12 protein-coding genes are annotated in these 12,567 nt (G+C 62.5%); 9 read left to right on the top strand and 3 right to left on the bottom strand.

Annotation, left to right across the window (positions count from 1 at the left end; genetic code table 11):
- Nucleotides 1-88 precede the first annotated feature (88 nt).
- The 5 genes from Q1A53_RS13480 to Q1A53_RS13460 all read left to right on the top strand — a co-directional run bounded on the left by Q1A53_RS13480 (nt 89) and on the right by Q1A53_RS13460 (nt 4,270).
- Nucleotides 89-1,591 (top strand): amidase, encoded by a 1,503-nt coding sequence (locus Q1A53_RS13480; RefSeq protein ID WP_299967583.1) that lies wholly within the window; start codon nt 89-91, stop codon nt 1,589-1,591.
- Between the two features lie 64 nt (nt 1,592-1,655).
- Nucleotides 1,656-1,955 carry an antibiotic biosynthesis monooxygenase gene (locus tag Q1A53_RS13475; RefSeq protein ID WP_299967580.1) on the top strand — a complete coding sequence of 100 codons (300 nt, stop codon included), beginning with the start codon at nt 1,656-1,658 and terminating at the stop codon, nt 1,953-1,955.
- Nucleotides 1,948-2,412, top strand: a complete 465-nt coding sequence (locus Q1A53_RS13470; RefSeq protein ID WP_299967576.1) for a hypothetical protein — start codon at nt 1,948-1,950, stop codon at nt 2,410-2,412. Before Q1A53_RS13475 ends, Q1A53_RS13470 begins: the two co-directional genes overlap by 8 nt.
- 96 nt (nt 2,413-2,508) lie before the next feature.
- Nucleotides 2,509-3,495: an acetamidase/formamidase family protein gene (locus Q1A53_RS13465; protein ID WP_299967574.1), complete on the top strand. Its 987-nt coding sequence runs from the start codon at nt 2,509-2,511 to the stop codon at nt 3,493-3,495.
- Between the two features lie 13 nt (nt 3,496-3,508).
- Nucleotides 3,509-4,270, top strand: coding sequence for an SDR family oxidoreductase (locus Q1A53_RS13460; RefSeq protein ID WP_299967571.1), 762 nt, complete (start codon nt 3,509-3,511; stop codon nt 4,268-4,270).
- Nucleotides 4,271-4,789: 519 nt separating this feature from the next.
- Here Q1A53_RS13460 and Q1A53_RS13455 read toward each other — a convergent pair.
- From Q1A53_RS13455 to Q1A53_RS13445, 3 genes are read right to left on the bottom strand one after another with little or no spacing between them, the layout of a single operon-like run.
- Nucleotides 4,790-5,830, bottom strand: coding sequence for a substrate-binding domain-containing protein (locus tag Q1A53_RS13455; RefSeq protein ID WP_299967568.1), 1,041 nt, complete (start codon nt 5,828-5,830; stop codon nt 4,790-4,792).
- 25 nt (nt 5,831-5,855) lie between these two features.
- Complete coding sequence (locus Q1A53_RS13450) at nt 5,856-6,866, bottom strand: ABC transporter permease (protein ID WP_299967565.1); 1,011 nt, start codon at nt 6,864-6,866, stop codon at nt 5,856-5,858.
- Nucleotides 6,863-8,377, bottom strand: a complete 1,515-nt coding sequence (locus tag Q1A53_RS13445) for a sugar ABC transporter ATP-binding protein (protein ID WP_299967562.1) — start codon at nt 8,375-8,377, stop codon at nt 6,863-6,865. The genes Q1A53_RS13450 and Q1A53_RS13445 overlap by 4 nt, the downstream gene beginning before the upstream one ends.
- A 107-nt stretch (nt 8,378-8,484) precedes the next feature.
- On the opposite strand from Q1A53_RS13445, the gene mtnK reads away from it, so the two are divergent.
- Genes mtnK through Q1A53_RS13425 form a run of 4 tightly spaced genes read left to right on the top strand, consistent with a single transcriptional unit; the run spans nt 8,485 to nt 12,562 of the window.
- Complete coding sequence (gene mtnK, locus Q1A53_RS13440; RefSeq protein WP_299967559.1) at nt 8,485-9,768, top strand: S-methyl-5-thioribose kinase; 1,284 nt, start codon at nt 8,485-8,487, stop codon at nt 9,766-9,768.
- A complete protein-coding gene (mtnA, locus tag Q1A53_RS13435; protein WP_299967557.1) occupies nt 9,765-10,868 on the top strand; it encodes an S-methyl-5-thioribose-1-phosphate isomerase in 1,104 nt (367 codons plus the stop codon). The genes mtnK and mtnA overlap by 4 nt, the downstream gene beginning before the upstream one ends.
- 9 nt (nt 10,869-10,877) lie before the next feature.
- The gene (locus Q1A53_RS13430) at nt 10,878-11,885 is read left to right on the top strand and encodes a sugar-binding transcriptional regulator (RefSeq protein ID WP_299967555.1); all 1,008 of its coding nucleotides are present in this window, start codon (nt 10,878-10,880) and stop codon (nt 11,883-11,885) included.
- Nucleotides 11,882-12,562, top strand: a complete 681-nt coding sequence (locus tag Q1A53_RS13425; protein ID WP_299967552.1) for a class II aldolase/adducin family protein — start codon at nt 11,882-11,884, stop codon at nt 12,560-12,562. The genes Q1A53_RS13430 and Q1A53_RS13425 overlap by 4 nt, the downstream gene beginning before the upstream one ends.
- Nucleotides 12,563-12,567 lie beyond the last annotated feature (5 nt).

The following is a 12,567-nucleotide window of genomic DNA, read 5'->3' as shown; positions in this document are numbered from 1 at the left end:
CACACCGAAACCGATCCAGAGGAGACGATCCATGTCCATCACAAGACCAAGCGTTGAAAAACTTCTCGAGATAGCGTCAGGGCTGGGGATGACCCTGACGCGGGCGGAGGCCGAAGAATACCACACGCTGATGCAGCCCAACCTAGATGCCTACGATGTCGTCGATGCGGAGCCTGATTACACCCCGCCGGTCGCCTACCCGCGCACCTCGGGTTATGCGCCCGGAGCGGACGAAAACCCCTATGGCGCCTGGGCGCGCAAGGTCGAGGTCAAAGGCGCTTCCGACGGCAAGCTCAAGGGCAAGACCGTCGCGCTCAAGGACAATGTGGCCCTGGCAGGCGTGCCGATGACCAACGGCGCCTCGACGCTCGAAGGTTTTGTGCCGGTGGCAGATGCGACCATCGTGACCCGAATGCTGGACGAAGGTGCCACGATCACGGGCAAGGCGGTCTGCGAATACTTCTGCCTCTCGGGCGGCAGCCATACCTCGAAGCCCTCGATGGTGCATAACCCCCGGCGGATGGGCTATTCGGCGGGGGGGTCGTCTTCGGGCAGTGCCGCGCTGGTGGCCGCGGGCGAGGTCGATATGGCCATCGGCGGCGATCAGGGCGGTTCGATCCGGATGCCAGCCTCTTACTGTGGCATCGCCGGGATGAAGGCCACCCACGGGCTGGTTCCCTATACCGGCGTCATGCCGATCGAGAGCACCATTGATCACACAGGCCCCATGACCATGTCCGTTGCCGATAACGCGCTGATGCTGGAGGTGCTGGCCGGCGCCGACGGGCTGGACCCGCGCCAGTACGCGCCCAAGGTCGACAGCTATACCGATGCGCTGGACCGCGGCGTCTCGGGGATGAAGATCGGCGTGCTGAAGGAAGGGTTTGTCGCGGGCAACATGATGCCGGGCGTGGCGGACGCTGTGAAGGAAGCCGCGGAAACCTACCGCGGACTCGGTGCGACGGTCGAGGAAATCTCGATCCCCGAACACCTGCTCGCCGCCGCGGTCTGGGGGCCCATCGCCATCGAGGGCCTGCAATGGCAGATGATGCAGGGCAACGGCATGGGCATGAACTGGAAGGGCGCCTATGACGTGGGCCTGATAGATTTCCATGCGAACTGGCGCGGCAAGGCGGATGACCTTTCCGAAAGCCTCAAGATCTGCATGCTGATCGGCCAATACGGCATCGACCACTACAACGGACGCTACTATGCCAAGGCGCAGAACCTGTCTCGCAAGATCAAGGCGGCCTATGATGCGGTCTTTGCCGACTATGATTTGCTGTTGATGCCGACCCTGCCGATCACCGCGTCGAAACTGCCCGAACCGGGCGCGCCGATCTCGGAGGTGATTGCCCGGGCGTTCGAGATGATCGCCAATACCTCGCAGTTCGACGTCACGGGCCATCCGTCCATGTCGATCCCCTGCGGCGAGGTCGACGGGCTGCCCGTGGGCCTCATGCTGACGGGTGCGGACTACACCGAAAGCACGATCTATGCCGCGGCAGCCGCCTTTGAAGCGACGGTTGACTGGACCGGCACGGCGGCAAAACCCGCCGCAGCGGAACCGGAGCTGACCCCCGCGGAATGAGAGATGGACCCTGCGCCAGCCACAGCGATGGGTGGCGCAGGGTCCGCCTTGGCAGAGAACACATATGATCACCATCACGGCCATCATCCGCGCGAAGGCGGGGCAAGAGACCGCGTTACGCGCCGCGCTGTTTGACGTCGCGGACCATGTTGCCGCGCATGAGCCGGAGACGATTGGATTTCACGTCTCACAAAGCCTGGACGACCCGGCGATCTTCACGACCTACGAGCGCTTCACCGACGAGGCCGCCAAGGATCTCCACAACGGGTCGGAGGCCGTCGCAAAATTCTTTGCCCTGGCCGAAACGCTGATCACCGGAGATGTGGTGTTGCATACCTGCCGTGAGGTGACGGCCCATGGATGATCTCGCTAGACGCTGCGTGCAGGAGGCCGACCGGCTTCATGTCTTCTTGCAGGACTGGTTGCGGGGGACATTGCCGCGCACATCGGAGGGGTTTGCCCCGTTCGCCACGGCCCTCGCAGACCCCTGCCGCGTCATCAGCCCGCTCGGGACCGTCGCGGAACGCGCTGCCCTGCTCAGCGAGTTCGAAAGCACTCATGGCGCATTGGCAGAGCAGGGCGATACCTTTGTGATCCGCATGGAAAATACGGTCATTCTGCAGCAGTGGGAGGACCATGCGCTGGTCAGCTACGAGGAATGGCACGATCTGGGCGATCAGAGTTCGGCAAGGCTTTCGACCGTGCTCTATACCGCCGACAGAGGCGCCCCGCTTGGTGTTGCATGGTCCTACATTCACGAGACCTGGCTGCCGGGCCGGGCACCGGTAGCGGGCGAGCGTTTTCCCATGGAAACAGAGTGAGTTGGCACAAGCGACCGCCCGCCGAGCGGAGGCTGGTCGGCAGGATGCAGTGCACAGACCTGTGATACATCAAAGACCGGATAGGGGAGCGAACATATGGATTGGCTGAAACACTCAATCATGGGCACAAATGGTGTCGCGGCAGGCGTTGTGGGCGCCGAACACAGCCTGACAATCGAGGATCAGAAGACCTTTCACTATGTCTACGGCCCCTACGCTGATCCGGTGCTTGAGGTCGATCCCGGTGCCGTCGTTACGGTGGAAACCCATGACGCCTTTGAAGGCAAGGTCCGCACCGAGGCCGACAAGCCATCGCAGGTTCTGCAATTCCCCTTCCTCAATCCGCAATCGGGTCCCATTCATGTGCGCGGCGCGGAAAAGGGCGATGCGCTGGCGGTGCGGATCATCTCCGTCAGCCCGCGCGGCCCGCAGCCTGTGGGCACCACTTGCCTGATCCCCGAATTCGGCGGGCTGGTATCAACCGGTCAGACGGCGATGCTGAACGCGCCTTTGCCCGAAATCGTCAAGAAGGTGGTGGTCGATGAGGCAGGCGTGCATTGGTCCGAGACGCTGACGCTGCCCTATGAGCCCTTTATCGGGACCATCGGCACTGCGCCCGAAATCGAGGCGATCTCCTCGCTGCAGCCGGACTACTACGGCGGGAACATGGACCTGCCGGATGTGGCCCCCGGCTCGATTATCTACCTGCCGGTGAACACCCCCGGCGGCTATCTCTACGTCGGCGATTGCCACGCCATCCAGGGCGACGGAGAGCTCTGCGGGGTGGCGTTGGAGATCCCGGCCACGGTCGTTTTGCACATCGACCTGATCAAGGGGCACGGCAACGCCTGGCCCCAACTTGAGACGGAAGAGGAGATGATGTTCATCGGCAGCGCCCGTCCGCTGGAGGATGCCTCTCGCATCGCGTACCGGGAACTGGTGCGGTGGGTGGCCGCTGAAACCGGCCAATCCGAGGAAGAGGCCTACATGCTTCTGACCATGTGCGGCAAGGTGCGGTTGGGCAATATGGTCGATCCGAAATACTCGGTCGGGGCGTCGATACTGAAACGCTATCTGGTTTGAAAAGGGGACTAACATGGATCTGGGACTGAAGGGGCTGAATGTCCTCATCACCGGTGGCAGCAAGGGGATCGGGCAGCGCTGCGCCGATCTGATGGCGCGGGAGGGCGCAAACGTGTCCATCTGCGCGCGCAACACAGCGGAGGTTGACGCTGCGGTCGAAGGGCTCAAAGCCCATGGTCAAACCTGCTTTGGTGCACCGGTGGATGTGGCCGACAAAGGCGCGCTGGCGCAATGGGTATCGGATAGTGCCGACGCACTGGGCGGCATCGACATCGTGGTCGCAAATGTCTCTGCGCTGGCCGTGGCCGATGATGAGGCAGCCTGGCAGGCAGGCTTTGAGACTGACATGATGCATTCGGTGCGGCTGGTAAACGCCGCCATGCCGTGGCTGGAGAAATCAGAGCATGCCGCGATCACGCTGATTTCCTCGGTATCAGGGCGCGAGGTTGACTTTACCGGCCCGGCCTATGGTGCCTTCAAGGCGGCGCTGGTGCATTACGCGCAAGGACTGGCTTACAAACTGGCGGCAAAAGGCATTCGGGCCAATACGGTTTCGCCCGGGAACACCTATTTTCCGGGTGGAATCTGGGAGCAGATCGAGGAAGGCAACCCGGAGCTTTTCGCCGAAGCCATGGCGCTGAATCCCACGGGTCGCATGGGGACACCGGAGGAGATTGCAGCAGGCGTGGCCTTTCTGTCAGCCCCATGTTCCGGGTTCACGACAGGGACCAATTTGGTGATCGATGGCGCGCTGACCAAAGGTATTCAGTTGTGACAGGCAGTGTCACGGACATCGTGACTGTCGGGCAAAACCGTCTCGATGGTGTGTTTCTGTCAGTTGGCACCGTTGCTCGTGAAGTTTCCTGCTGGACTGTTGAGGCGTGCTTTCAGACCCGCCTACCCCTGCACGCCCACATCCGCTTAGGCATCGGGCAGTGACAACAAAAACTCAGAGGGCTTCAAAGTCCTCCCGATCCAAACATCGTGCCGTGCAAGACACCCATAAAACGGGCCACCCACGAAAAACCGCAGTCATCTCGGCACGCGCTTTATGGTCTTATGGACATCGCTGCCATGACACTGCCCGACACCAAAAACATGGGTCAGCTTTATGAATGACCTGTACTTGTATTGCTGATCTTTCCCCAAGACGATCTGCCCCCCCCCGGGCGGCAAGAAGCAACCATTGGGGGGAGCAAATCAGCGCTGACCCGTCAGGGCTGGTCGCTGATGGATCGGGCTATTTGCGGGGGTTGATACGGCCTCGACACCGGCAAGACCGTATCGGTTGCGTTTAGCGTTCAGGCAAGCGGATCCAGTCGGCCATTGCCACATCTGCATGCTGGAACTGGGGCATCTTCTCGCCAAGGTCTTCCATGTTGCGGATGTCGTTTTCGTTAAGGAACGACTGTGTGATCAGCGTTGGCGGAACGATCACCGAGGCACCGGGATCTTCACCCGCGAGCATCAGCGCGAGGGCCCGCACCGACACCTCGCCGACGACCGCCGGGTTCGTTGCAACGGTGGCTTTCCACGCGCTGCCCGCTTCGCGCATGAGCGCAATGTCAGCGGTCGAGATATCCGCGGAATAGATGCTCATGTCACCACTGATCCCCAACTCGTCGGCGGCGATCTTCACCCCTTTGGCAAACTCGTTATAGGGCGCGAAGAAGACCGAAATATTCGGATTGGCCTGAAGTGCCGCGCGCGCCTGGTTCGCGTTGGCGTTGGCAATCGGGTTATCAAGAGTGCCGATCCGCGCTTCTTCCGAGATGCCGGAGTTCGCCTCCTTGATCTCTTCCCAAGCCACGTGACGACGATCCAGCGGCGCAATTCCGGGCACGTAGACATAGCCTGCCGCAAAGCTGTCGCCATTGTCCGAAATCGCCTGGTCAAGCGCCATCTTACCCAGCAGGTAATCCGACTGCTCGATCTGGGGGATGGCCTCATTTTCGACGTTCACATCGAAGGCCACGACCTTGATACCGGCGTCCACCGCGCGCTGCGCTGCGTCGCGCATGGATTCGGTCAACCCGTGCTGAATGATGATCCCGTCCACCCCAAGGGCGATGGCCTGATCGACCATATCGGCCTGCAGTGCCGCGTCCTGACGGCTGTCGAGAACCCGTAGGTTCACCCCAAGCGCTGCGGCCTGTGTCTCGACGCCCGACAGATAGGCCTGAAAGAAATCTCCCGTCGACAGATAGCGCACCAGCGCGATGGTCACGTCGCCGGGGTTATCCAGGGGTGCAGGGGCGTCCTGCGCTGCCGCAGTCCCGGCGCCAAGCGCGAAGCCTGCCACGCCCGCAAGGGCCATGAAGTGACGTCTCAGCATAATGAGTCCTCCCTATTGCTGATACTCAATGCCCCGTGCCCGTGCGGCGCGAGGACAGGTAGAATGTGAAAACGAGCGCGGCGACCAGAACGGCGCCCTTTACGAAATCCTGGGTGTAGTAGGGCGCGTTCATCATCGTCATGCCCTGCAGCAGGATCCCCACGAAAAGCGCGCCCATCGCGGTCCCGAAGGCGTTGGGCCGTGCCGCGCCCAGCACGGCAAAGCCGATGAGCGCTGCGGCGACGCTGTCGAGCAGCAGGTTGTTGCCGCTGGCAATATCGCCCCGGCCCAGTCGTGCGGCAAGCAGAATGCCTCCGATAGAGGCGGTCACACCGGAAATCATATAAGCCGCGATCTTGTAGCGGTTGACAGGCGTGCCCACGAGGCCTGCGGCCCGCGCATTCGATCCGATGGCGTACATCAACCGACCGTGGCGCGTGAAGCCGAGGAACAACCAGATCAGCACGGCGATGGCCACAAAGATCACCACAGGCATGGGCAGCAGCCGCTCGATCATCACGTCAAACCGGTGCCTGCCGAGCCAGAGGAAGGCCGCAGAAAAGGTCCCCTCCGCGACTGTGCCACCGGGCAGCGTCATCCCTGTTGCGATGGAGTTTCCCTGCGTCGGGATGCGCTGCAATCCGATCAGCAGAAACATCATGCCGAGCGTCGCCAGCAGATCCGGCACGCGGAACTTGACGATCAGCAGACCGTTGATCAGACCCACAAGCGCCCCCATGCCAAGGCACAGGCCCACGGCAACCACTGTTGGGTGCTCAAGGATCACCATCGAATACGCAGCGAGCATCAACGCCGATGTCGCAACCGCGCCGATGGAAAGATCAAACCCGCCAACCACAAGCGTGCAGGTCACGCCGAGCGCGAGAATGCCGGTGATCGCAACCGATTGCAGCACAAAGGCGGCGGACAAGGGCCCGAAGAAGCCCGGTGCCGCGAGGCTGAAGTACACGATCAGCCCCACAAGAAGGATGAGAAAGCCGTAGCGAATGGCAAAATCGAGCAGCCGATTGCTCATGGAGATACGCCTGTTGCAGGTGCCGTTCCGGTGAAATCCGCGACCAGCGCGGTCAGGTCGACCTGACCGTTGATGTGTTCGCCGACGATGGCGCCTTCACTCATCACCACGATGCGGTCTGCGATCTCCAGCGCCTCGTCGATCTCCGCGAGGAAAACGAGGGTCGCACGTCCCGCCGCGCTGGCGCGGATCTGATGGCCGATGTCGCGTCGGGCACCAATGTCGACCCCCTGAAAGGGTTCATCGAGCAACAGCACCGTTGCAGGCTCCAGCAGCCACCGGGCGATCATCACCTTTTGCTGGTTGCCGCCCGACAAGGTACCGATATCGTCGCCCGTCGATTGGCAGACGATACCCAGACCATCCACCATCTCGCGCGCGCACGCACGTTGCCGTCCGGTCTTCAGCATCGACCCGGTGCTGAAGCTCCCAAGGAAGGGGATCGTCATGTTGTTGGCGATGTCGAAACTCGGCACCACCGCGTTGCTGCCGCGGTCCTTGGGCGACATGAAGACGCCCCGGGCAATGGCGTCCCGGACCGAACGTGGGGCGTAGAGTTGCCCCTTGAGCCGAATATCTCCACAGCGGGGCTGCGACAGGCCAAAGAGGATCTCGGCCAGCCGGCTCTTGCCGCTGCCGAGAAGGCCGACAAGCGCCACCACTTCCCCATCGCGCACCGTCAGATCAATGGGCTGCGACCGGTTGAAAAGGCTCAGATTGGACACCTCCAGGATCGGCTCTGTCCCGCTTTGCACGGTGACGTCCACATCCGTCATGCGGTGACCGAGCATGGCCGTCACGGCAGCCTCGTAGTCCAGCGTCGCGCCCTCGAAGACACCGGAAATAGCGCCATCGCGCATCACGACGATGCGGTCGGCGATGCGGCGGATGTCTGACATCCGGTGCGAGATATAGAGCACCGCAACGCCCTGCCCGCGCAGCCGGTCGATCAGCGCAAAAAGCCTGTCGGCCTCAGCGGCGGAAAGGGATGATGTCGGCTCATCGAGTATCAGCACACGGGGCGCGCGCGCCATGGCGCGGGCGATGGCGATCATCTGGCGGTCAGCGACCGACATGTCCGACACCCGCGCGCGCAGATCCACATGGATGCCCATCGCAGCGGCCACTTTCGCCGCCTCCGCGCGCAGGTGACGTTCGCGCACAAAGAGACCGTGGCCTGGTTCAACCAGCCGGTCGAGCATCAGGTTGTTGGCCACGTCCAGATCGGGGATGACACCATCATCGATCGACTGGTGCACTGTCACCACGCCCTTGTCGATCGCATCGGCGGCATCCACCGGCGTGAATGCCTCCCCCGCCAGTGTAACCGATCCACCATCCGCGCGGTGATGTCCGCAGATCACCTTGACCAGCGTGGATTTTCCGGCGCCGTTCGCGCCCATCAAAACAGTCACGCTGCCCTCGGAAAGAGTCAGATCAATCTCCCGCAGTACATGATTTTTGCCGAACGATTTTTTCAAACCGCTCACCTTGAGTGCGTCACCAGCCACTCTGATCCTCCCTCTTGTGTCGCGACGATAGGCGCGATAAAATACTTTTGTCAAATGGCATGACATGAGTCTAACCATGGGGCGCATTCGGCGGGGGTGGCAGCACGATGAAGCAAGAGCGCGGCGGGACAATGGGTGCGGCCAACACCTATGAGGCCCTGACAGTAGAAACTTTGCCGGAGCGATTAAAAGGCGTGGCAGCGCTCGCCGCTCAGGTCGGAGAGGACGCATCGACCTGGCGCGTCGAGGAGATTGGCGATGGCAATCTCAACCTCGTCTTCATCGTGAGCGGCCCGGGCGGCAAGGCAATCATCAAACAGGCCCTGCCCTATGTGCGCCTTGTCGGAGACAGCTGGCCACTGCCGCTATATCGCGCGTTCTTTGAGTATCACGCACTGACCCGGCAGGCCGCCCGCGACCCGGGCGCGGTCCCTGTTGTGCACTATTTCGATGAAACCCAGGCATTGATCGTCATGGAGTTTCTTGCTCCACACGTGATCCTGCGCCGCAAGCTCATCGCTGGCGAACGGGTGGAGGGGCTCGCAGCGTTTCTGGGTTGCTATTGCGCGCGGACGGCGTTCCGTGGCTCGGAGCTCTCGATGCAGAGTGGTGACAAGAAAACGGATGTGGCCCTTTTTGCCGGTAACATCGAGATCCCCGCCATCACGGAGGCTCTGGTCTTTACAGACCCCTATTTCGATGCGGAGATGAACAACCAGACCGAAGGGCTGGAACCGGTGGTCGCACGGCTGCGCGCCGATGTGGGTCTGAAGGTACGCGCGCAGAAGGCGCTGCAGCGGTTTGTGTCAAACACCGAGACGATGGTGCATGGCGATCTGCATTCAGGGTCCATCATGTCGACGGACAGCGACAGCAAAGTGATCGACCCGGAGTTCGTCCAATACGGACCCATGGGGTTCGACATCGGCATGCTGTGCGCGAATTTCCTGATGGCCTACTTCAGTCAACCCGCGCATCGCGCGTCCGGCCTCGATGACTATCAGGCCTGGATACTCGCTGTGATCGCCGACACCTGCAGCACCTTCGAGACGGAGTTTCGCCATCTGTGGAAAACCGAGCGGACCGGTATCCTGTACCCCGCATCGCTCTTCGAGGATCAGGGTCACGACAGCACCCCGGCCTGCGACGCCGTGCTCGCGGGGATCTGGCGCGACGCCTGGGCGGTCTGCGGCATCGAGATGCACCGACGCTGTCTGTCGCTGGCCCACAATGCGGATTTCGAGGAAATCGCCGATGTGTCCCTGCGGGCGCGGCTGGAGGCGCGCAACCTCATGATGGGCGCGGAATTGATCCACACGGCGGAGGAGATCTCCGGCGTGGAAGCGGTGTGCGCTCTGGCGCGGAGCTTTAACGGAAAGGACGTCTCATGAAGATCGACGGCACACATTACCGATCCCTCTGGTGGAACAGCGAAAAGGGCGTTCTGGAGATCATTGACCAACGTTGGTTGCCGCACGACTTTCGTGTCATCCCGGTTGTAACGATGCAGGACTTTGCCGATGCCATCTATCAGATGCGCGTCCGGGGCGCGCCGCTGATCGGGGCCACGGCAGCTTACGGAATGGCGCTCGCCATGGCCGAAGATCCCTCCGACGGAAACATGGATGCGGCCTGGGACTTCCTTGAGAAGACACGCCCGACGGCCATCAACCTCCGCTGGGCTCTGGACCGCTGCCGCGCCGCGTTGCGCCCGCTGTCGCTCGCCGACCGCGCCGCCGCTGCTTTGACCCTCGCGCATGAGATCGCCGATGAAGACGTCGAAATTAACCGCCGGATTGGCGAGAACGGTCTGGCCCTGATCCGCGAGATCGCTGCTGGAAAGCCCGCGGGCGAGCCTGTGCGCGTGCTGACCCATTGCAATGCCGGATGGCTCGCCACCGTCGATTGGGGCACGGCCACCAGCCCGATGTACCATGCCCATGACGCCGGTCTGCCGCTACACGTCTGGGTGGACGAAACCCGGCCCCGAAATCAGGGGGCGCTGACATCCTGGGAGTTGGGCCAGCACGGCCTGCCCCATACCTACATCACCGACAACGCGGGCGGCCATCTGATGCAGCACGGGATGGTCGATATGGTGATAACGGGCACCGACCGTACGACGCGGCGCGGGGACGTGTGCAACAAGATCGGCACCTATCTCAAGGCGCTTGCTGCCCATGACAACGGCGTGCCTTTCTATGTGGCCCTGCCCTCCCCCACGATCGACTGGAGCGTCAGCGACGGCGTGGCCGAGATCCCGATTGAAGAGCGGGAGGCCCAAGAGGTCACGCACGTGCAGGGCCTCACCGACACGGGGGACATCGGTACAGTCAGGGTCACGCCGGACGGCACCGGTGGCGGTAATCCCGCCTTTGACGTCACACCGAACCGGCTGGTCACCGGCCTGATCACCGAAAGAGGTGTGTGCGACGCGTCCGAGAGCGGATTGGCAGCGCTGTTTCCCGATTATGCGCAGGCCGCTGAATAGGGCGCGCGCATGTCCGTCGGGTCCCTCAACGCCCCCAAAAACGGTGGCACCCATCTTGCACGTCTTACGCCGCGCGACGAGTCGCTCTTTGTCGAGGCCGCGTGGCTCTACTATCACGACGGGTTGAACCAGAACCAGATTGCGGCGCGTATGCGGATCAGCCGGGCCTCGGTGGTGAATTACCTCAACGAGGCACGCGCGCGGGACTGGGTCAGGGTGCATCTGGACAGCGACGTCTTCCGGGGGCACCGGCTCGCGGCGGATCTCTGTCGCGCCTACGGGCTATTGGACGCACTCGTCGTACCGGATGACACGACCGGACCCGAAACAGCGGCTGCCAGCGTTTCACGGGTGACCCGGGCCGCCGCCGACTGGCTGCCCCGCCTGCTGGAGCCCGGCGACCGGCTGGGCGTTTCCTGGGGCGCGACGGTCTACCAGATGGCACAGCAGGTGCCCTATACGCCGGTGCCGGATCTGACGGTGATCCAGCTGTTGGGGTCGCGTCCTGCCGCACCCGGGTTCGAAGCGGAGGCCTGCACGTCAATGCTGGCACACCGGCTGGGAGGGCAGTGTGTGAACCTGCATGTACCGCTGGTTCTGTCAAACAGGGATCTTCGGGACGCCCTGTGCGATGAACCGGTCGTGCGGGGCCAGCTTGAGGCATTATCCGACTGCAACAAGACCGTTCTGGCCTGTGGCACCTGCGACGCCGATGCCCATGTGGTGCGCAGCGGTATTCTAGGCGCGGACAGCATGGCGGATTACCGCGCGAAAGGGGCCGTGGGCGTGGTCTGCGGCCGTCTGATTGACGGCAACGGGCAGCCGGTGTTCGCACCTGTCGAAGAGCGCATGATCGGCGTATCGCTGGAGCACATGCGCGGCAAGGAGATGGGGCTGCTCGTCGCTGGAGGACCTGACCGCGCGCGACCGGCCTGTGCCGCGATCAAGGGCGGTTTTGTCACACACCTCGCCACAAGCACGCAGATCGCGCAAGATCTTTTGGAGATGGCGATATGAGAGCGGCACCCCCGCTGCCCGACACGGCCCAAACACGTCAGGCACTGATTGATGCCTGTCTGTGGATGAACGAACGGCACCTCAATCAGGGAACCTCCGGCAATATCTCGGCCCGGATCGACGGTGGTATTCTGATCACACCCTCGGGCGTGCCCTACGAGGACCTGACGCCGGACGCACTGGTCACCATTCCGCTGAGCGGGTCGCCTGTTGACGGTGGCGCGAAACCATCCTCGGAGTGGCCTTTCCATCAGGGGATGCACCAGGCGCGCCCTGACATGCCTGTGGTATTGCATGCCCACCCGCCCTACTGCTCTGTGCTGGCCGTGCAGCGCCGCAAGATCCCGGCCTGTCACTATATGATCGCCGCGTTTGGCGGCAACGACGTGCCATTGGCTGACTATGCGCTCTTCGGCAGCCCGGAGCTTTGTGCAAACATGGCCGAGATCATGTCCGACCGGCACGGATGTCTGATGGCCAATCATGGGGCCACCGTTCTGGGCGAGACGATCGACAAGGCCAGATGGCGGCTGGAGGAGCTCGAGGCCCTCGCGCGCACCTACCTGTTCGGTAGCATCGGAGGTGCTGCACATATCCTAAGAGATGACGAGATCGCCGAGGTCATGGTCGCCTTCAAGACCTACGGGCCGCGCGGCAGAGACAAAACGGAAAGCTAGGAACA

Source organism: uncultured Roseobacter sp., assembly GCF_947496515.1.
Lineage (GTDB): Bacteria > Pseudomonadota > Alphaproteobacteria > Rhodobacterales > Rhodobacteraceae > Roseobacter.
Note: the sequence above shows the minus strand (reverse complement) of the source record. Positions and strands in the feature narration are given on the sequence as shown.

Bases quoted from the DNA above. Each gene is read 5' to 3' on its own strand.
- Q1A53_RS13475 (WP_299967580.1), top strand. From the start codon at position 1,656: ATGATCACCATCACGGCCATCATCCGCGCGAAGGCGGGGCAAGAGACC.
- Q1A53_RS13465 (WP_299967574.1), top strand. From the start codon at position 2,509: ATGGATTGGCTGAAACACTCAATCATGGGCACAAATGGTGTCGCGGCA.
- Q1A53_RS13450 (WP_299967565.1), bottom strand. From the start codon at position 6,866: ATGAGCAATCGGCTGCTCGATTTTGCCATTCGCTACGGCTTTCTCATC.
- mtnA (WP_299967557.1), top strand. From the start codon at position 9,765: ATGAAGATCGACGGCACACATTACCGATCCCTCTGGTGGAACAGCGAA.
- Q1A53_RS13425 (WP_299967552.1), top strand. From the start codon at position 11,882: ATGAGAGCGGCACCCCCGCTGCCCGACACGGCCCAAACACGTCAGGCA.
- Q1A53_RS13460 (WP_299967571.1), top strand. From the start codon at position 3,509: ATGGATCTGGGACTGAAGGGGCTGAATGTCCTCATCACCGGTGGCAGC.
- Q1A53_RS13480 (WP_299967583.1), top strand. From the start codon at position 89: ATGACCCTGACGCGGGCGGAGGCCGAAGAATACCACACGCTGATGCAG.
- Q1A53_RS13470 (WP_299967576.1), top strand. From the start codon at position 1,948: ATGGATGATCTCGCTAGACGCTGCGTGCAGGAGGCCGACCGGCTTCAT.
- mtnK (WP_299967559.1), top strand. From the start codon at position 8,485: ATGAAGCAAGAGCGCGGCGGGACAATGGGTGCGGCCAACACCTATGAG.
- Q1A53_RS13430 (WP_299967555.1), top strand. From the start codon at position 10,878: ATGTCCGTCGGGTCCCTCAACGCCCCCAAAAACGGTGGCACCCATCTT.
- Q1A53_RS13455 (WP_299967568.1), bottom strand. From the start codon at position 5,830: ATGCTGAGACGTCACTTCATGGCCCTTGCGGGCGTGGCAGGCTTCGCG.